This window comes from Actinokineospora sp. NBRC 105648 (assembly GCF_030269645.1).
GTDB lineage: Bacteria > Actinomycetota > Actinomycetes > Mycobacteriales > Pseudonocardiaceae > Actinokineospora.
Genome location: NZ_BSTR01000048.1, coordinates 1 through 18304, shown reverse-complemented (window position 1 = coordinate 18304; position 18304 = coordinate 1). Strand labels below are relative to the sequence as shown.

12 protein-coding genes and 1 pseudogene are annotated in these 18304 nt (G+C 72.6%); 11 read left to right on the top strand and 2 right to left on the bottom strand.

Annotated elements, in window-relative coordinates; translation table 11 throughout:
- Nucleotides 1-408: 408 nt before the first annotated feature.
- The 3 genes from QSK30_RS29625 (at nt 409) to QSK30_RS29615 (ending at nt 3875) form a co-directional block, all read left to right on the top strand.
- Nucleotides 409-1218, top strand: a complete 810-nt coding sequence (locus QSK30_RS29625) for an SAM-dependent methyltransferase (RefSeq protein ID WP_285507862.1) — start codon at nt 409-411, stop codon at nt 1216-1218.
- 79 nt (nt 1219-1297) lie between these two features.
- The gene (locus tag QSK30_RS29620; protein ID WP_285507860.1) at nt 1298-3316 is read left to right on the top strand and encodes a diguanylate cyclase domain-containing protein; all 2019 of its coding nucleotides are present in this window, start codon (nt 1298-1300) and stop codon (nt 3314-3316) included.
- Nucleotides 3317-3365: 49 nt separating this feature from the next.
- A complete protein-coding gene (locus QSK30_RS29615; protein WP_502871905.1) occupies nt 3366-3875 on the top strand; it encodes a hypothetical protein in 510 nt (169 codons plus the stop codon).
- Here the strand turns inward: QSK30_RS29615 and metX are convergent.
- Together metX and QSK30_RS29605 are read right to left on the bottom strand one after the other, a co-directional pair.
- Nucleotides 3859-4938: a homoserine O-acetyltransferase MetX gene (metX, locus tag QSK30_RS29610; RefSeq protein WP_285507858.1), complete on the bottom strand. Its 1080-nt coding sequence runs from the start codon at nt 4936-4938 to the stop codon at nt 3859-3861. The genes QSK30_RS29615 and metX overlap by 17 nt on opposite strands.
- On the bottom strand, nt 4935-6239 hold the full coding sequence (locus QSK30_RS29605) for a bifunctional o-acetylhomoserine/o-acetylserine sulfhydrylase (protein WP_285507856.1): 1305 nt from the start codon (nt 6237-6239) through the stop codon (nt 4935-4937). The genes metX and QSK30_RS29605 overlap by 4 nt, the downstream gene beginning before the upstream one ends.
- Before the next feature lie 142 nt (nt 6240-6381).
- Here QSK30_RS29605 and QSK30_RS29600 point away from each other — a divergent pair, with 142 nt between their 5' ends.
- The 8 genes and pseudogenes from QSK30_RS29600 (at nt 6382) to QSK30_RS29565 (ending at nt 17789) form a co-directional block, all read left to right on the top strand.
- The gene (locus tag QSK30_RS29600; protein WP_285507854.1) at nt 6382-7269 is read left to right on the top strand and encodes an SGNH/GDSL hydrolase family protein; all 888 of its coding nucleotides are present in this window, start codon (nt 6382-6384) and stop codon (nt 7267-7269) included.
- Between the two features lie 62 nt (nt 7270-7331).
- On the top strand, nt 7332-8873 hold the full coding sequence (locus QSK30_RS29595; RefSeq protein ID WP_285507852.1) for a PucR family transcriptional regulator: 1542 nt from the start codon (nt 7332-7334) through the stop codon (nt 8871-8873).
- A 129-nt stretch (nt 8874-9002) separates the two neighbouring features.
- Entirely contained in the window at nt 9003-10118 is a 1116-nt protein-coding gene (gene ald / locus QSK30_RS29590; RefSeq protein ID WP_285507850.1) for an alanine dehydrogenase, read from the top strand.
- Between the two features lie 773 nt (nt 10119-10891).
- Nucleotides 10892-11044, top strand: coding sequence for a hypothetical protein (locus tag QSK30_RS29585; protein ID WP_285507848.1), 153 nt, complete (start codon nt 10892-10894; stop codon nt 11042-11044).
- Nucleotides 11034-11426 carry a hypothetical protein gene (locus QSK30_RS29580; protein ID WP_285507847.1) on the top strand — a complete coding sequence of 131 codons (393 nt, stop codon included), beginning with the start codon at nt 11034-11036 and terminating at the stop codon, nt 11424-11426. The genes QSK30_RS29585 and QSK30_RS29580 overlap by 11 nt, the downstream gene beginning before the upstream one ends.
- A gap of 86 nt (nt 11427-11512) precedes the next feature.
- Nucleotides 11513-12622, top strand: a pseudogene (locus QSK30_RS29575) (ATP-binding cassette domain-containing protein); the annotation flags it as partial.
- Between the two features lie 422 nt (nt 12623-13044).
- Entirely contained in the window at nt 13045-13908 is an 864-nt protein-coding gene (locus QSK30_RS29570; RefSeq protein ID WP_285507846.1) for an ABC transporter permease, read from the top strand.
- Nucleotides 13909-13988: 80 nt separating this feature from the next.
- Nucleotides 13989-17789, top strand: coding sequence for an ABC transporter ATP-binding protein (locus QSK30_RS29565; RefSeq protein WP_502871907.1), 3801 nt, complete (start codon nt 13989-13991; stop codon nt 17787-17789).
- Nucleotides 17790-18304 lie beyond the last annotated feature (515 nt).

The window sequence follows — 18304 nt, the reverse complement described above, 5'->3', positions numbered from 1 at the left end:
CGAAAAGGCAACCACCCACCCACTCCCACCTGCCACACCCCTGCTCGATGGGGTGGAGTGGCTTTGTTCGGGGAGAAAAGAGGCGCTAGCCTCGCCCAGGCGTGGGTGATCCCTTCCCCACCCGCTTCACCCCGGCGCCTCTTTTCTTAGGGGCCTCGAACAAAGCCACTCCACCCGATCGAGCCCACCACCAAAGCAAGCGCCGACGGGCCACCCGTTGAGAAGCCCCAGCCGGCACCCATCGAGCCCACCGCAAGCACCGAGCAGCCACCTGGGCAGCACCGACCAGGCACCCGGGCAAGCACCGGGCCCTGAGCACCACACAGCGAGACTGCGACGTTCGGCACCTGTCCACCGCCCCTGCCGGTTGAGTAATCTTCCGATCACAGACCGAGGTGGAGGTGCGGCGTGGCCGAGGCGACCAGCTGGGTGCCCGACGGGATCGACCTGGACCGGCCCAGCGCCGCCCGGCTGTACGACTACCTGCTCGGCGGGGCGCACAACTTCGCCCACGACCGGGAGCTCGCCGAGCGGTTCATCGCGGCGCAGCCCAATGCCCGGGAGATCGCGCGGCACAACCGGTCGTTCCTGCGCCGGTCGGTGCTCTACATGGTCGAGCAGGGCATCCGGCAGTTCCTCGACCTCGGGTCCGGCATCCCCACCGTGGGCAACGTGCACGAGATCGCCCAGGACGCCGATCCGCTGGCCCGCGTGGTCTACGTCGACTACGAGGAGGTCGCGTTCGCGCACAGCTCCCTGATGCTGGCCGACAACCCGTTGGCCTCCATCGTGCAGGCCGACCTCACCCGCCCGGACGACGTCCTGGACGCGCCGGTGACCCGGGGGCTGCTGGACTTCGACGAGCCGGTCGGGCTGATCATGGCCGGGGTGTTCCACTTCGTGCCGCCGGAGCAGGACCCGGCGCGGATCGTGGCGCGGTACCGGGACGCGTTCGTCGCGGGGAGTCTGCTCGCCTTCTCCCAGTTCACCCGCGACCTGATGCCCGAGGAGATGGACCGGGCCGTGGAGGTCATGAAGACCAGCCGCGATCCGATGTACCCGCGTTCGCGCGCCGAGATCACCGCCCTGTTCGACGGGTTCGACCTGGTCGAGCCCGGCATCGTGCCGACCGCGCTGTGGCACCCCGAGACCGGCCTGGACGACGGCGGGGACCCCGACCGGGCCGGGATCTTCGCGGGCGTGGGCCGCAGGCGCTGATCGGCCGAAACCCGTGCCCGCTCAACCCGTTGCCGACACCGGCGACCAGGATCCCCTGGTCCCGGTGTGGTTGCGCGTCGTGGCGAGCACCGCCTACGTCCCCCGCTCGTCGACCGAGGTCCGGGCGCTGCTGCGCGGGCTGCTGGGCAGGCTCACCGACGCGCTGGCCGCCGAGCCGTTCGACGCCGCGAGCGGCGCGGTGGTCGGCGAGCTCATGGTCGACGGCGCGCTGACCGGTGAGCTGACGCTGGAGCGCTCGATCGGCGTGCTCGCCGACGGCCTGGTCGCGGCCGGGCACGACGCCCGCGCGGTGGTGCGGCTGCTCGCCGGGGTCTCCGCCGGGTACGCCGCCGCGCTGCGCAAGCGCACCCTGCGCCAGCAGGAGAACATGAAGCTGGCCCTGCTCACCGCGAAGCAGCGGGCCGAGCGCGACCGGCGGGACACCGAGAACCGGTTCCGCGGCGTGTTCACCGCCTCGGCGATCGGGATCGCGATCACCGAGCCGGACGGCCGGTTCGTCGAGACCAACCCGGCGCTGGCGAACATCCTGGGCTGCGCGGCCGACGAGCTGGCCGACCGCTCGCTGTCGGACTTCCTGGCCGAGGACGACGCCGAGGGCAGGCCGCTGGGTCCCGAGGCAGACCGCAGGCGGCTGCGGCGGCCCAACGGTGACACCGCGTGGGTCTACCTCACCACCACCATGCTCCCGGCCGACGACGGCCGGCAGCGCTACCGGGTGACCATGGTGCAGGACCTCAGCGAGCTGCAGCTGCTGGGCAACCAGCTCAGCCACCAGAACCTGCACGACGCGCTGACCGGCCTGGCCAACCGGCTGCACTTCGAGTCGCGGCTCGAGGCCATGCACGGGCAGGCCCCGCCGGGCGGCGCGCTCACCCTGCTCTGCCTCGACCTCGACGCGTTCTCCCTGGTCAACACCACGCACGGGCACCACGCGGGCGACCGGCTGCTGCAGACCGTGGCGCGCAGGCTCAGCTCGGTGGTCGCCGACCGGGCGGCGCTGGTGGCCCGCATCGGCGGCGACGAGTTCGCGGTGCTGATCGCGCACGGCCCCGTGGTGCCCTCGGTCTCGGAGCTGGTCGGCGAGTTCAACGCCGAGCTGGCCGAACCGGACTACGACGGCAGGCGCGGGCTCGCGGTGAGCGCGACCTTCGGCGCCGTGCGGTGCACGCCGGAGGAGATGTCGAGCACCGAGATGTTCCGCGCCGCCGACGCCGCGCTGCGGCACGCCCGCTCCACCGGCCGCTGCCAGTGGACCGAGTACGACGCGCACGCCGACCGGGCCGCCCGCAAGGTCGCCGCCGCGGCCACCGCGCTGCCCGCGGCCTGGGAGAACGGCGAGCTGGCCGTGGTCTACGAGCCGGTCGTGCGGCTCGCCGACCGGCGCACCGTGCGGGTGCGCGCGCTGGTGCACACCACCTCGACCCGCGACGGGGTGGACACCGCGACCGAGCTCGCCGAGCTGACCGGGCTCGCGGTGGCGCTGGGGCCGTGGCTGGTCGAGCAGTCCACGCCCGGGCTGCCGGTGTGGCGGTCGCTGTTCGCCCCGGTCGCCGACCCGGGCGAGGCCGTGCACCGGGTGCTGCTGTCGGCCTCGCAGTCCGCCGACGCCGACCTCTCCGGCACCCTCAACCGCGCGATCGACCAGGCCGGGGTGCCCGCCGGGTTGCTGGAGGTCGGCCTGGACACGACCACCGTGCTGGCCCGCGGCGACGCGCAGGACAACCTGCGCACCCTGGGCGACATCGGCGTGGTCACCGCGCTGCACGGGTTCACCGGCGGCCCGCGGGAGATCGCGCTGGTGGAGCGGTTCGGGGTGCGCACGGTCGTGCTCGCCGACCCGTTCGAGGGCTGGCGGCCGGACTGGCTGCCCAGCGAGGCGGTCCCGGTGCGGGCCACGCTGGCGCTGATCTCCGAGCTCGGCTCGGTCGGCGCCGCGGTGGGGGTGCTCGGTGTCCGCGACCTGGCCGAGGCCCGCTGGTGGGCCGACCAGGGCGTGCGCACCGGGGAGGGGCCCGCGTTCGGCGGTCCCGGCGACACCGACGACATCCTGGCCCGGATCCGGCTCGCGGCCAACTGAGCGAATCGGCCCGTGCTGATCTCCCCGCACGGCGCCCGGCTGTTGCAGGATGAGGGACGTGGACGCCGACAGCGAGTCCGATCCGAACCGCAGGCGCCGCCTCACCGAGGCGGCCTCCGGTGCCCTCGCGGCCATGCGGGCCGGTGAGGACGACGGAGCCCTCGACCGGGTGGCCGACGCGGTCCAATCCGCGCCGGACAGCCACGTCGACGCGCGCGAGCTGATGCTGCTGCTGTTCCACGAGTGCAGCGCGATGGTCGCCGCGCTCGGTTCAGGGGGGACCACACCGGTCAAGATGCAGGTCTACGACGACGACGGCCAAGAGGTCCCGATCGACGAGGCCGACCCTCCCGTGCGGACCGCGGTGCGCACGCTGCTCGCCGAGGTGCACGGCGACACCGACAGCGCCAAGGCGCAGATCGAGATCGCGCTGGTCAACGCCGCGCCGGAGGAGATGGCGCTGCTGATGGTGCAGGCGCTGCGCTGGACGCTGCGGCTCTCCGACGAGTGCGTCAACCGGGGGCTGCCGATCCCCACCTGGGTCAGAGAAGTTCCTTGAGCAGCCCGGCGAGCTGGCCGGTCTCGGTGAGGAACCCGTCGTGCCCCGATGGCGAGGTGATCACCCGCAGCCCCTGTGCGGTGGGGATCTTCGCGGCCAGTTCTTCCTGCTGCGCCAACGGGTAGAGCCGGTCACTGTCCACTCCGGCCACCACGGCGCGCGCGGTCACCCGGGCCAGCGCGGCGTCCACCCCGCCGCGGCCCGCGCCGACGTCGTGGCCGTTCATCGCCTCGGTGAGCAGCAGGTAGCTGGCCGCGTCGAACCGGCCCGCCAGCTTCGCCGCGTGATGGTCCAAATAGGACTCGATGGCGAACTGCCCGTCGCCCTGGCGCTTCCGGCCGAACCGGGCGGCCAGCTCGGGCTCGCTGCGGTAGGTCACATGCGCGATCCGCCGGGCGATGCCGAGCCCGACGTGCGGGCCCTCGGCGTGCTCGTGGTAGTCGCCGCCGCGCCACAGCGGATCGGCCCGGATCGCGTGCAGTTGTGGTGCGGCCCAAGCGATCTGCTCGGCCGAGGCCGCCGCCGGGCAGGCCAGCAGCAGCACCGCGGCGACCCGTTCCGGCCTGCCGACGGCCCACTCCAGCGCGCGCATGCCGCCCATGGAGCCGCCGAGCACCGCGGCCCAGGTGTCGATGCCCAGCGCGTCGGCCAGCGCGGCCTCGACGTCGACCTGGGCGCGCACACCGACGGCCGGGAACCGGCTGCCCCACGGTTTCCCGTCCGGGGCGGTCGAAGCGGGCCCGGTGGTGCCCTGGCAACCACCGAGCACGTTGGGGCACACCACGAACCAGCGGTCGGTGTCGACCGCCCGGCCCGGCCCGATCACGCCGTCCCACCACCCCGGCGTCGGGTGGCCGGGGCCCGCGGGCCCGGCGGCGTGGCTGTCGCCGGTGAGGGCGTGCTCGACCAGGACCGCGTTGGACCGGTCGGCGTTCAGGGTTCCCCAGGTCTCGTAGGCGACCCGGGTGTCGGGGACCGGGCCCGCCACCGCCGCCCACTGGCGGCGACCCGGCGGGTCCCCCTCCCGCCACGCACCGGTGGCGGGAGGGGGAGCGGCACTCACAGCTCGGCCTTGGCCGCCCGGAAGCCCGCCTCCAGGTCCGCCTTGAGGTCCTCGACGTTCTCGATGCCCACCGAGAGCCGCACCAGGCCCGGGGTGACCCCGCTGGCCAGCTGCTCCTCGCCGACGAGCTGGCTGTGCGTGGTGCTGGCCGGGTGCACGATCAGGCTGCGCACGTCGCCGATGTTGACCAGCTGGCTGAACAGCTCGGTGCCGTCGACGAACTTGCGGCCCGCCTCGACCCCGCCGCGCAGGTCGAACGAGACGATCGCGCCCGCGCCGCGCGGCAGGTACTTCTGCGCAGCGCTGTGGAACGGGCTGGACGGCAGGCCCGCGTAGTAGACCTTCTCGACCTCGTCGCGCTGCTCGAGCCACTCGGCCAGCGCCTGGGCGTTGGCGACGTGCCGCTCGATGCGCAGCGACAGCGTCTCGATGCCCTGGATGATCAGGAACGCGCTGAACGGCGAGATCGCCGCGCCGGTGTCGCGCAGGCCCTGCACGCGCGCCTTGGCCGCGTACGCGCCCGGGCCGAGGGCCTCCCAGTACTTGAGACCGTGGTAGCTCGGGTCGGGCTGGGTGAAGCCGGGGAAGCGCTCCGGGTCGGCGCCGAAGTCGAAGGTGCCCGCGTCGACCAGCACGCCCGCGATGGTGGTGCCGTGCCCGCCCAGGTACTTGGTGGCCGAGTGCACGACGACGTCGGCGCCGTGCTCGATCGGGCGCAGCAGGTACGGGGTGGGCACGGTGTTGTCGATGATCAGCGGCACGCCGACCTCGTGCGCCACGTCGGCCACGCCGCGGATGTCGAAGACGTTGCTGCCCGGGTTGGCCAGGCTCTCGCCGAAGAACGCCTTGGTGTTCGGCCGGGCGGCGGCGCGCCAGGCGTCCAGGTCGTCCTGGTCGTCGACGAAGCTGACCTCGATGCCCAGCTTGGGCAGGGTGTAGTGGAACAGGTTGTAGGTGCCGCCGTAGAGCGACGGGCTGGAGACGATGTGGTCGCCGGACTCGGCCAGGTTCAGGATCGCCGCGGTGGTGGCCGCCGAGCCGGAGGCGAACGCCAGCGCCGCCACGCCGCCCTCGAGCGCGGCCACCCGCTCCTCCAGGACGCCCTGGGTGGGGTTGCCGATCCGGGTGTAGATGTTGCCCGGCTCGGCCAGGCTGAACAGGTCGGCGCCGTGCTGGCTGTCCCGGAAGACGTACGAGGTGGTCTGGTAGATCGGGGTCGCCCGGGCACCGGTGGCCGGGTCCGGCGCGGCACCCGCGTGCACCTGCTTGGTCTCGAACGACCAGGCGGCGGAGTCGGTCATCGGCTATCTCCTCGGGAGTGGTCGGCGGGCCGGAGGCCATCTGGCGCAAAGTTAGCTCCGGCGACCGGCGCACGGGCGGTTGTCCACAGTCTGGGAGCCCACCGGTTGACCGGGTCCACCCGGCCGGGTGACGATGCGGATCATGCGCGGCTCCGCACTGGCCCTGACCATGCTGTTCGTCCTGGCCTCGGCGGCCCCGGCGACCGCGGCCGAGGCCCCGGCCGCCCGTTACGAACATGTCGCTTACCAGCACTACGTGGCGTTGGGTGACTCGTACGCGTCCGGCCCGGGCATCCCCGAGCAGAACGGCACCCCGCTCGGGTGCGGCCGCTCCGACCACAACTACCCGGGTCGACTGGCCCGGTGGCTGCGCGTCGTCAAGTTCACCGACGTGAGCTGCGCGGGCGCCACCACGGCGAACATGGCCGGTCCGCAGGTGGTGCAGGACGGCGCGAACCCGCCGCAGCTGGAAGCCCTGCGGCCGGAGACCGACCTGGTGACGCTGACGATCGGCGGCAACGACATCGGCTTCGGCGAGATCCTCGGCACCTGCGGCCAGACCGGCTCGACCGACCCGACGGGCGCCCCGTGCCGCGAGCACTACACCTCGGGCGGCACCGATGTGCTGGCCAACCGGGTGGCGGTGGCGGGGAAGCGCGTCGCGACGGTGTTGGCCGAGATCCGCACGCGGTCGCCGCGGGCGCGGGTCTTGGTTGTCGGATACCTGCGCATCCTCCCGACCGGCGCGGGCTGCTGGCCGCAGGTCCCCTTCGCGGCGGGGGACACGGAGTACTTCGACCGCACGGAGCGCTCCCTCAACGAGGCCCTCGCGGCGGTCACGCGGACGGCGGGTGCCCGCTTCGTCAACCCGTACCTGTACTCCACGACCCACGACGCCTGCCAACCCGACGACCGCCGGTGGGTGGAGCCCCTGCGCCCGGCCTCCCCCGCGGCCCCCATCCACCCGAACGAACAGGGGATGACGGTCGTCGCGGGCCTCACCTGGCTCGCCACCCTCTCGCCGCGCTGAGTCGGCCGACCGGTTCACCCGCCCGGCGCTAACGTGTCCGCAGTAGAGCGCCGAGGAGGGCGATGATCAGCGTGCAGGGCGTGGTGGACCGGATGGGTCCCACCCTGCTGCGCACCGTCCTCGCCACCGATGAGCACGCCCGTCTGGTCACCGATGTGGTGATCGCCGAGACCGCGCGCCGCACCCAGGTCGCCGCGGGCGACCTCGTGCTGGGGATCGCCGTGCAGTCCACCGCCGAGGCCGTCGAGCTGGTCGGCCACTGCGCCGAGCACGGTGCCGCCGCCGTCCTGCTCAAGCCTCCGCACGCGGTGCGCAACGCGGTCAAGGCCGCCGCCCGGCGGACCGGGACGGCCGTGGTCGAGGTGCACGCGGCCACGGCGTGGGCGCAGCTGGTGTGGTTGTTGCGCTCGGTGCTCGACGCCGCCGCCGACGAGGCGGCCAACGCGCTCAACTCCGGGGCGGGCCCGTTCGGCGACCTGTTCCGCCTCGCCGACGCCGCCGCCGCGGTGGTGGACGCGCCGGTCACCATCGAGGACGCCAACTCCCGCGTGCTCGCCTACTCCGCCCGCCAGGACCGCACCGACCCGGCGCGCGTCTCGACGATCATGGGTCGCCGGGTGCCCGACGACGTGCTCGCCCGCTTCCGCTCCCGCGGCGTGTTCCGCGAGCTCAGCCGGGGCCGCACCGCGATCTTCGTGCCCGCCCAGCAGGACGGCACGCTGCCCCGGCTGATCGTCCCGATCCGGATGGGCGGCGAGCTGCTCGGCTCGATGTGGGCCGTGGTGGCGGGCCCGGTGCCCGACGAGCGCGCGGCCGCCTTCGCCGACGCCGCCCCGGTCGTGGCCCTGCACCTGCTGCGCAGGCGGGCCCGCGAGGACGCCGAGCGCAGGCGGTCCGCCGAGCTGGTGCGGGCCGTGCTGGACGGGTCGGGCAGCCTGCGGCTGGTGGCCGCCGAGCTCGACCTGAGCACCGAACCGCACCGGGTGGTGGCCATCGACGCCCAGGCCGACGACGCGCTCGGCGAGGGGGTGCGGCTGGCGCTGCTGGAGCGGCTCACCGAGGGCGTCGGGAAGCGCCCGGCGGTCGCCGACCTGCACGGCCTGCTGTACGCGATCGTCCCGGACACCGCGGGCCCCGGCGGCTGGCCCGCGCTGCGCGCCGCGCTGGCCGCGCTGGGCCCGCTGGTGGCGGCGGGGACGCCGGTGGAGGTCGCCGACCTCGCCCGCTCGCGCGCCGAGGCCGACGAGGCGCTGAGCCTGCTGCGCGCCGGGCTGGTCACCGGCCCGGTGGCCGTGCACGACGAGGTGTGGACCGTGCTGGTGCTGCACCGCTGCGCGGTCGCCGCCACCGGATCGGGGGTCGACCACGTGGGTCCGCTGGCCCACCTGCGCTCCCGCGACGACGCGGCCTGGTACCTGGACACGCTCTACGAGTGGCTGCGCCACCCCGGCGAGCCGCGGGCCGCCGCGGCGGCGCTGAACATCCACCCGAACACGCTGCGGTACCGGATGTCCCGGGTGAGCGCGGTCCTCGACGCCGACCTCACCGACCCGGACACCCGGCTGGCCCTGATCACTCAACTGGTGGCTCTCCGGTGGCGCTGACTGTGCTGTGAGCACAACGGCACGAGCACACGATCGGTGCGAGAGCACGATGACAGACGGTCAGCCCTGCCCGACCGTGGTACAGAACACCACAGATGGCCCAGCCCTGTACCCGAGAGGACAGTCCCGGTGAAGATCGCCGTTCCCCGTGAGATCAAGAACCACGAGTACCGGGTGGCGCTCACCCCCGCCGGTGCGCACGAGCTGACCTCCCGCGGCCACGACGTGTTCGTCGAGGCGGGTGCCGGTCTCGGCTCGGCCATCACCGACGAGGAGTACTTGGCCGCGGGCGCCAAGGTGCTGGCCACCGCGGACGACGTGTGGTCCGAGGGCGACCTGGTGCTCAAGGTCAAGGAGCCGATCGAGGTCGAGTACCCGCGGCTGCGCGCGGGCCAGACCCTGTTCACCTACCTGCACCTGGCCGCCGACGAGCCGCTGACCCGGGCGCTGCTGGCCTCGGGCACCACCGCCATCGCCTACGAGACGGTGCAGACCGCGAACGGCGCGCTGCCGCTGCTGGCCCCGATGTCGGAGGTCGCCGGTCGGCTGGCCCCGCAGGTCGGCGCCTTCGCCCTGATGAAGCCCTCCGGCGGCCGCGGCGTGCTGCCCGGTGGCGTGCCCGGCGTGCACCCGGCGCGGGTCGTGGTCATCGGCGGCGGCGTCGCGGGCGTGAACGCGGCCACCATCGCCCTGGGCATGGGCGCGGACGTGCAGGTCCTCGACACCAACGTCGACCGGCTGCGCCAGATCGACGCCCAGTTCAACGGCCGGGTCCGCACCGTGGCGTCCAACCGCTACGCGGTGGAGCAGGCGGCCAAGGAGGCCGACCTGGTCATCGGCGCGGTGCTGGTGCCCGGCGCCAAGGCCCCCAAGCTGATCAGCAACGCCCTGGTGGCCCAGATGCAGCCCGGCTCGGTCCTGGTGGACATCGCCATCGACCAGGGCGGCTGCTTCGAGGACTCGCGCCCGACCACGCACGCGGACCCGACCTACCCGGTGCACAACTCGATCTTCTACTGCGTGGCCAACATGCCCGGCGCCGTCCCGAGGACCTCGACGTACGCCCTCACCAACGTCACCCTCCCCTACGCCGTAGCCCTGGCCGACAACGGCTGGCACAAGGCCCTGAACCACGACAACGCCCTGGCCCTAGGCCTCAACACCCACCAGGGCCACCTCACCAACACCCCGGTAGCCGAGGCCCACAACCTCCCCGCCACCCCCCTGACCACCGCCCTCGCCTAACCCACACACCCCACCAGCCACACCGCACCACCCGACCCCCGCCCTCCCAAGGGCGGGGGTCACCCACACTCGCAAGGACGCAAGAAAACCACCACCACCCACCCCGATGGCGCGCAGCGCCGAGCCCCCTCGGCCCGCGACGATTCGTCCCCCACTCGCCACCGTCCCCAACCTCGATGGTGCGAAGCGCCGAGCCCCCTCGGCCCGCGACGATTCGTCCCCCACTCGCCACCGTCCCCAACCTCGATGGTGCGAAGCGCCGAGCCCCCCTGGTTCGCGACGATTCGTCCCCCACTCGCCACCGTCCCCAACCTCGATGGTGCGAAGCGCCGAGCCCACGCTGGTTCAGGAACGTTCACGTCCCCCCACCCGATGGCGCGCAGCGCCGAGCCCCGCTGGTTCGGGAGATATCGCACCGTGGGGGGTTCGGGGGGCTCGGCCCCCCGATGAAGATGACGAGCTTCCCCCGCCCGCGCACTCTGCGGGCATGGGTAGGCGGAAGCGAGGGCGGCCCGCTCAACCAGCCTGGGGGTCACTGGGAGCGGGCCGCCAGCTATAGCTTAGGCATATTCCGTCCGGAGCGCTGCACCGGGGGGCTGGTGAGTCGCGATTACTTCTCCACCAACAATGACCACCTTCGAGTGACAAACCTGGCAATGGGGTGAAACCCGCAGCGCACGCTTGGGTGGCGGTGGTGATCTACCGATGAAACCCGGGTGACTGAGCCTCGGTGGTGCATCGGGTGCCACGACCCCTTCGGTAGAGATCGCGCGTTGACGGTGCTGGTCGAGGACGGCCGGGTGGTCCTGGTGCCCCCTCCCGGCGCGTCGGCGGTGCTCTCCGCGCAGCAGACGCGTTCGCTGGGCCTGGTGTTGGACCAGGCGGCGGGTTCGGCGGCCCGGTCGAGGGAGCCCCGTGCTGGCTGAGGAGCCGCTGCGCGCGGCCGTGCTGCGCAGGTTGGACCTGTTGGACGAGGCGGCGGGCACCGCGGACGCCACGACGCTGCTCCCGTTGGCGCGCAGTGAGATCAGCCGGTTGGCCGATGGCTGGCGGTTGCTGCTCACCGTGCACCAGCCGGACGAGGACAGCCGCTGCCAGGCGTGTCCGGCCGGGCTGCGGGGGCTGCGCCGCAAGCGGTGGCCGTGCCAGGTGTGGCGGATGGCACACGAGCACCTGATCGGCGAGGGCCTGCCGCACCGTGAGCGGAAGCTGCCGCTGCGCAACCCGTTCGCGCGCCAGGCGCGGTTGGTGCCGCCCGAGTCGCCCGCCGAGATCACCGCCGAGCTGCCGGTCATCACCGACGGCTGACGCGCCTTACCCGCCATGCGCCCGCGCGGGGAGCCCCGCATGGGGCAAGATGGCCGGCACGAGACGGCTGTCCGCTGGAGGGGTCTGTGCAAGACGGTAGTGGCCGCATCGTTGTGCGGAATCTGTCCAAGAGCTTCGGTCATGTCGCCGCGGTGCAGAACCTGAGCTTCCAGGTCGAGCCCGGTTCGGTCACTGGCTTCCTCGGTCCCAACGGGGCCGGTAAGACAACCGCGCTGCGCATGATGCTCGGTTTGGTGCGCCCGTCGGCGGGTGAGGCCACTATCGACGGTGAGCCCTTCGAGCGGTTGACCAACCCGGGTCGGGTGGTCGGCGCGGTGCTGGAGGCGCAGGGCTTCCACCCGCGGCGCTCGGCGATCAACCACCTGCGCGTCTACGCCGCCGCGATGGGCGTGGCCGACCAGCGCGCGCACGAGGTGCTGCAGCTCGTCGGTCTCGGCGGCGCCGCCCGGCGCGGTTCGGGGGTGTTCTCGCTGGGCATGAAGCAGCGGCTCGCGCTGGCCACCGCCCTGCTGGGCGACCCGAGGGTGCTGGTGCTCGACGAGCCCGCCAACGGCCTGGACCCGGAGGGCATCGCCTGGCTGCGCACGTTCCTCAAGGCCTACGCCGCGACCGGTCGGACGGTGCTGATCTCCAGCCACCTGCTGGCCGAGATCGAGCAGACCATCGACCAGGTCGTGATCATCAGCCGCGGCCAGACGATGTACTACGGCAGCCTGGAGGACCTGCGGTCCTCGCAGCAGTCACGGGTGGTCGTGCGCTGCTCGGACCCCACCGCGCTGGTCAAGGCGCTCCAGGAGGCCGGGATCTTCGGTCTGGAGCCGCTGCCGGACGGCCAGCTCGCGGTCGCCGGGGCCACGGTCGAGCAGATCGGCGACATCGCCACCAAGGCGCAGGTGTCGCTCTACGGCGTGCAGGAGCAGCGGGCCGACCTCGAGCAGCTGTTCTTCCGGCTCACCAGCGGCCAGTGGGCGGCGCCGGGGGTGCCGGGCTACGCGATCCCCGGGCAGGGCTACCCGCCGCAGACCGGCTACGCGGCTCCCGTGCAGCCGCAGGCCGGTTACGGCGCTCAGCCCGGGTACGCGAGCCAGGGTTACGCGGTCCCCGCTCAGCCGCCGCCCGGCTATGTGGTGCCGGGGCAGCCGTACCAGGCGCCTGGTTACGCGCAGCCGGGTCCGGCCACCGGTGGTTGGCCGGTTCCCCAGCCGCCTTACCAGGCTCCCGTTCAGCCGACTTCGCCCTACCAGCAGCCGGTAGTGCCACAGAACTCTCCCTACCAGCAGCCGTCGCCCTACCAACCGACTTCTCCCTACGAGCAGCCCATCGCTCCTGGGCAGGCACCGGTAGCACAGCCCTACCAACCACCCGCCGTTCCTGACCAGCCGCCGGTAGCGCAACCGCCCTTTGTTCCGGAGCAGCCACCGGTAGCGCTGCCGCAGTCTCCGGCTGCCGAACAGCCACCCACGAGCGCGGAAACCGCGCCCGCACAAGAGGCCCCTGAGATCAAGCCTCTAGACCTACCGCCCGCACCACCGCCCCCGGACGCCGCCGGACAGGACGCTGCCGGCCAGGACTCGACGGGACAGGGGGACAAGGCCTGATGGGCAACTTGATCAGCGCGGAGTTCCGCAAGATCCTCACCACCAACCTGTGGTGGGCCCTGATGATCCCGACCGTCGCGGTGGCCTTCTTCTGGAGCCTGGGCTGGTCCATCTCCGGCATCGACCTCGACGCCTTCCGGCTGGGCACCTCGCAGCTGCCCTGGTCGGCGGCCGCGCTGGCGCGCGGGTTCAACATCGCCGCGGTCTTCCCGATGGTGTTCGGCGGGCTCGCCTTCACCCAGGAGATCGGCAACCGGACGATCACCACCACCTTCCTCACCGGCGCGCCGCGCTCGTCGGTGCTCTGGGCCAAGACGATCACCTACCTGGTCTGGGGCCTGGTGTACGGCGTGGCGATCGGCCTGATGGTCAGCCTGGGCACCGCCGTCGGCTCGGACACCGGCCACCTGCCCGACGGCTCGACCTGGCTGCTGATCGTGCTCGCGGGCGTGCTGATGTGCATGCTGTGGACGCTGCTCGGCCTCGGGGTCGGCGCGCTGATCGGCTCGGGCATCGGCACGCTGGTGGTGCTGCTGGTCTACGCGCTGCTGGTGGGTCCGCTCAGCGAGCTCATCCTGTTCGGCGTCACCGAGGGCTCGAAGCTGAGCGGGTTCCTGCCCAACGGCTCGGCGAACGGCATGACCAGCTCCACCGCGGCCGAGGCGGTGCTCGACCAGCTCCGGCCGATCCTGGCCGAGCGCGGCGGGATCCTGGAGGACAAGGCCGTCGAGGACCTGGTCTGGATCAGCGCCGGGGCACCCGGCGGCCTGACGCAGTGGGTCAGCGGCCTGGTCTTCCTGGGCTGGACCGCCCTGCTGTTCGGCTTGGGGATGCTGCGCAACCAGCGCCGCGACATCACGTGACCCGGCGCTGACCAGGGGTTCACCGGAGTTGTCCACAGGCGGGGGCGGTCGTGCCCCACGAAGCCCCGGACTTGCCTAATCTGGGCCACGTGGCGCAGAACCCCTCCCCCGGCTGGATCCGCAGGCTCGGCTCCGCCTGCTGGCGGCACCGCTCCCTGGTGGTGCTGGCCGTCGTGTCCTCGGTGGTCGGCGTCGGCTTCCAGGCGGCGGGCCCGCTGCTGGTCAAGTTCGTCGTCGACGACGCGGTCGCGGGCCACACCCAGCGGCTGGGCTGGCTGGTGGTGGCGCTGGCCGCGATGGAGCTGCTGAGCTTCGCCAGCGCCTTCCTGCGCCGCTACATCGGCGGCCGGTTGGCCCTGGACGTGCAGCACGACCTGCGGCAGGCGGTCTTCGGCGCGGTCCAGCGGCTCGACGGCGGCAAGCAGGACACGCTGCGCACCGGGCAGGTCGTGTCCCGGTCGATCACCGACCTGCAGCTGGTCCAGGGCCTGTTGATGATGGTGCCGCTGTCCATCGGCACCGTGGTGTTCGCGTTCATGGCCCTGGGCGCGATGCTGTGGCTCTCCCCGCTGCTGACCGTGGTCGCGCTGGTGGTCACCCCGGTCGTCGCGGTGGTCGCCGGGCGCACCAGGGCGAAGCTGTTCCCGGCCACCTGGTCGGCGCAGCAGAGCGCGGCGGACGTGGCCCAGCACGTCGAGGAGACGGTCACCGGCGTTCGGGTCGTCAAGGGGTTCGGCCAGGAGGCGCGCGAGATCGGGCAGTTGGAGAAGGCCGCCCGCAAGCTCTTCGCCGAGCGGATGCGCACCGCCGCGCTCACCTCGCGGCCCGCGGCGACGCTGGTGGCGATGCCCTCGGTCGGCCAGGTCGCGGTGCTCGCGCTGGGCGGCTACCTGGCGTTGAACGGGCAGGTCACCCTGGGCACCTTCCTGGCCTTCGCCAGCTACGTGGCCAACCTGGTCGGGCCGACCCGGCTGCTGGCGGGGCTGCTGGTCAACGCGCAGCTTGCCCGCGCGGGCGTGGAGCGGGTGTACGAGCTGATCGACTCCCAGCCCGACGTGGCGGACAAGCCCGACGCGGTGGACGTGCCGGACGGGCCGGTCGCCGTGGAGCTCGACGACGTGCGCTTCGGGTACACGCGCAGCGAGCCGGTGCTCGACGGGGTGTCGCTGCGGGTGTCGCCGGGCGAGACGCTGGCCCTGGTGGGCACCGCGGGGTCGGGCAAGTCGACGGTGTCGTTGCTCTTACCGCGCTTCTACGACGTGCAGTCCGGCGCGATCCGGGTGGGCGGGGTCGACCTGCGCGACCTGCGGATGGCGTCGTTGCGGGGCACCGTGGGGGTGGTGTTCGAGGAGGCGTTCCTGTTCTCGGACACGGTGCGCGCCAACATCGCCTACGGCAGGCCGGACGCCACCGACGCGGACATCGAGGCCGCCGCGAAGGCGGCCCAGGCGCACGAGTTCGTCGAGGAGCTGCCCGACGGCTACGACACGATGGTCGGCGAGCGCGGGCTGACGCTCTCGGGTGGGCAGCGGCAGCGAGTCGCGCTGGCCAGGGCGCTGCTGTCGGACCCGCGGGTGCTGGTGCTCGACGACGCGACCTCGGCCGTGGACACCGCCACCGAGTCGGCCATCCACGACACGCTGCGCGAGGTCACCGCCGACCGCACGACACTGCTGATCGCGCACCGGCGCTCGACGCTGGGGCTGGCCGACCGGATCGCGGTGCTCGACCGGGGCGCGGTCGTCGACGTGGGGACCCACGCCGAGCTCCAGGCGCGGTGCGGGCTGTACCGGTCGCTGCTGGCGAGTCCCGGCGACGCGATCGAGCACGTGACGACCAGCCCGGTCGACGAGCTGGTACCCGACGTGGACGGGGTCACCCCCGCGCTGTGGCCGGAGTCCGTCGAGCAGCCGATCGGGTCCGGCAGCCAGATCGCCCAGCGCGCGGCGGCCGTCGCGCCGGGCCGCGGCGGCCGGATGGGCGGCGGCGCGTCCGAGGCGTTGAGCGGGCTGCCGCCGACCGAGGAACTGCTGGAGCGGGTGCGCGCGTTGCCACCCGCCCTGGAGCAACCGGACCTGCGCGGCGAGGACCCGACCGCCCCCGACCCGGGGTTCCGGCTGCGCGGCCTGCTGCGGCCCGCGCGGATGGCGCTGGCCGTGGTGCTCGGCCTGGTCATCATCGACTCGGCGACGTCGGTGGCCCTGCCGTCGCTGTTCCGCTACGGGGTCGACCAGGGCGTGCTGACCGGGTCGTCGACGACGCTGTTCGTCGTCACCGGGATCGCCGCGGCCCTGGTCGGGGTGATGTGGCTGAACGCGGCCGCCGCCACGGTGCTCACCGCGCGCGTGGGCGAGCGGATGCTCTACCTGTTGCGCGTCCGCAGCTACGCCCACCTGCAACGGCTCGGCCTGGACTACTACGAGCGCGAGCTCGCCGGCCGCATCATGACCCGGATGACCACCGACGTCGACGCCCTCTCCACGTTCCTGCAGACCGGCCTGAGCACCGCGGTGGCGAGCGTGCTGACCGTCGTGGCGGTCACGGTCGCGCTGCTGGCCACCGACCTGGGGCTGGCCGTGGTCGCGCTCTCGGTGCTGCCGGTGCTGGTGGTGGCCACCGCCATCTTCCAGCGACTGTCCACTGTGGCCTACACCGAGGCCCGCGAGCGGGTGAGCGCGGTCAACGCGGACATGCAGGAGAACGTCTCCGGCCTGCGGGTCGCCCAGGCCTACTCCCGCGAGGGCGTCTCGGCCCGCCGCTTCGCCGAACGCAGCGAAGCCTACCGCCAGAGCCGGATGCGCGCGCAGCGCTACATCGCGACCTACTTCCCTTTCGTGTCAATGCTTTCCGGCCTCGGCCAGGCGGCAGTACTCGCCGTCGGCGCGAGCCGGGTCGCCGACGGCAGCCTCAGCCCAGGCGTGCTGCTGGCGTTCCTGCTGTACCTGGGCCTGTTCTTCGCCCCGGTCCAGCAACTCTCCGGCGTCTTCGACGGTTATCAGCAGGCCCGCGTCGGCCTCCGGCGGATCTCGGAGCTGCTGCGCACCCCGACTTCGGTGGAGCCACCCGCCAACCCCGCGCCGGTCCCCGCCCACCTCACCGGCGACATCGAACTGCGCGACGTCACCTTCACCTACGCGGGCACCGACCGCCCGGCCGTCTCCAACATCTCCCTGAAGGTCCGCGCGGGCGAAACCGTCGCCTTCGTCGGCGCGACCGGGGCGGGCAAGTCCACTGTGGTCAAACTGATCGCCCGCTTCTACGACCCCACCGAGGGCACCGTCCTGGCCGACGGCACGGACCTGCGCGCCTACGACCTCTCCGGCTACCGCAGGCGTCTCGGCGTAGTACCCCAGGAAGCCCACCTGTTCACCGGCGACATCGCCCGCAACGTCGCCTACGGCGACCCCACCGCCCCACCCGCCCGAATCGAGTCCGCCGTCCGAGCCGTCGGTGCCCTCCCCATGATCGCCACCCTCACCCACGGCTTCCACCACCCGGTGGGCGAACGCGGCCAGGGCCTGTCCGCAGGCCAACGCCAACTCATCGCCCTGGCCCGCGCCGAACTCGTCGACCCCGACATCCTCCTGCTCGACGAGGCCACAGCGGCCCTCGACCCAGCCACCGAGTCAGCGGTCCTGCGCGCCAGCGAACACCTCGCAGGCCACCGGACCACCTTCGTCGTAGCCCACCGCCTCGCCACAGCGGCCCGCGCCGACACAATCGTGGTCCTCTCCGGCGGCCGAATCGTCGAACAGGGCACCCACACCGCCCTGTTGGCAGCGAAGTCCCACTACGCCCACCTCTGGCAGATGGGCACCATGGACCCCCACCCCGACACCCCATCCCCAACTCCCCCGCCCCAAACTCCCCCCACCCCCTGACCCCACCCCACCACCTCCGCCCTCAACCACCGCCCCCATACCGCCCCACCGCCGCCTCACACGCTCCTTCCGTCTCGCCTCCCCCGGCCTCCCTCCGTCTCGTCCTGTCCCTCTCCGTCTCCCCTCGTCCCGTCCCGGTCTCACCCTGTCCCGCCTCGTCTCACCCGGTCCCGTCCCGGTCAGTTCCGTCCCATCTCGCCCAGCCCCATCCATCCCAATTTTCTTCGCCCTTTTCTTTCAATCTCCAAAAGCCGACCCGCTGGTACGCAACACCCGCTACGGAAGTGCTCGATTGGGTGGACTGCCTTCGTGTGGGGGGAGGCGACCGCTAAACTTGACCTGTGGTGGGGATGCCCTTCTCCCCACGCTTTTTTCCCCACGCGGTCGCCTAGGGCCTGTATCGAAGTCATCTCGGGCTGTTTGAGCTGGAGTTGGTGCTGTTGGGCGTGTCGGTGGTCGACATGGGTGAGGTCTCCGGTAGTTGGTTCGTCGACCAAGAAGAACCTGAGCACCAC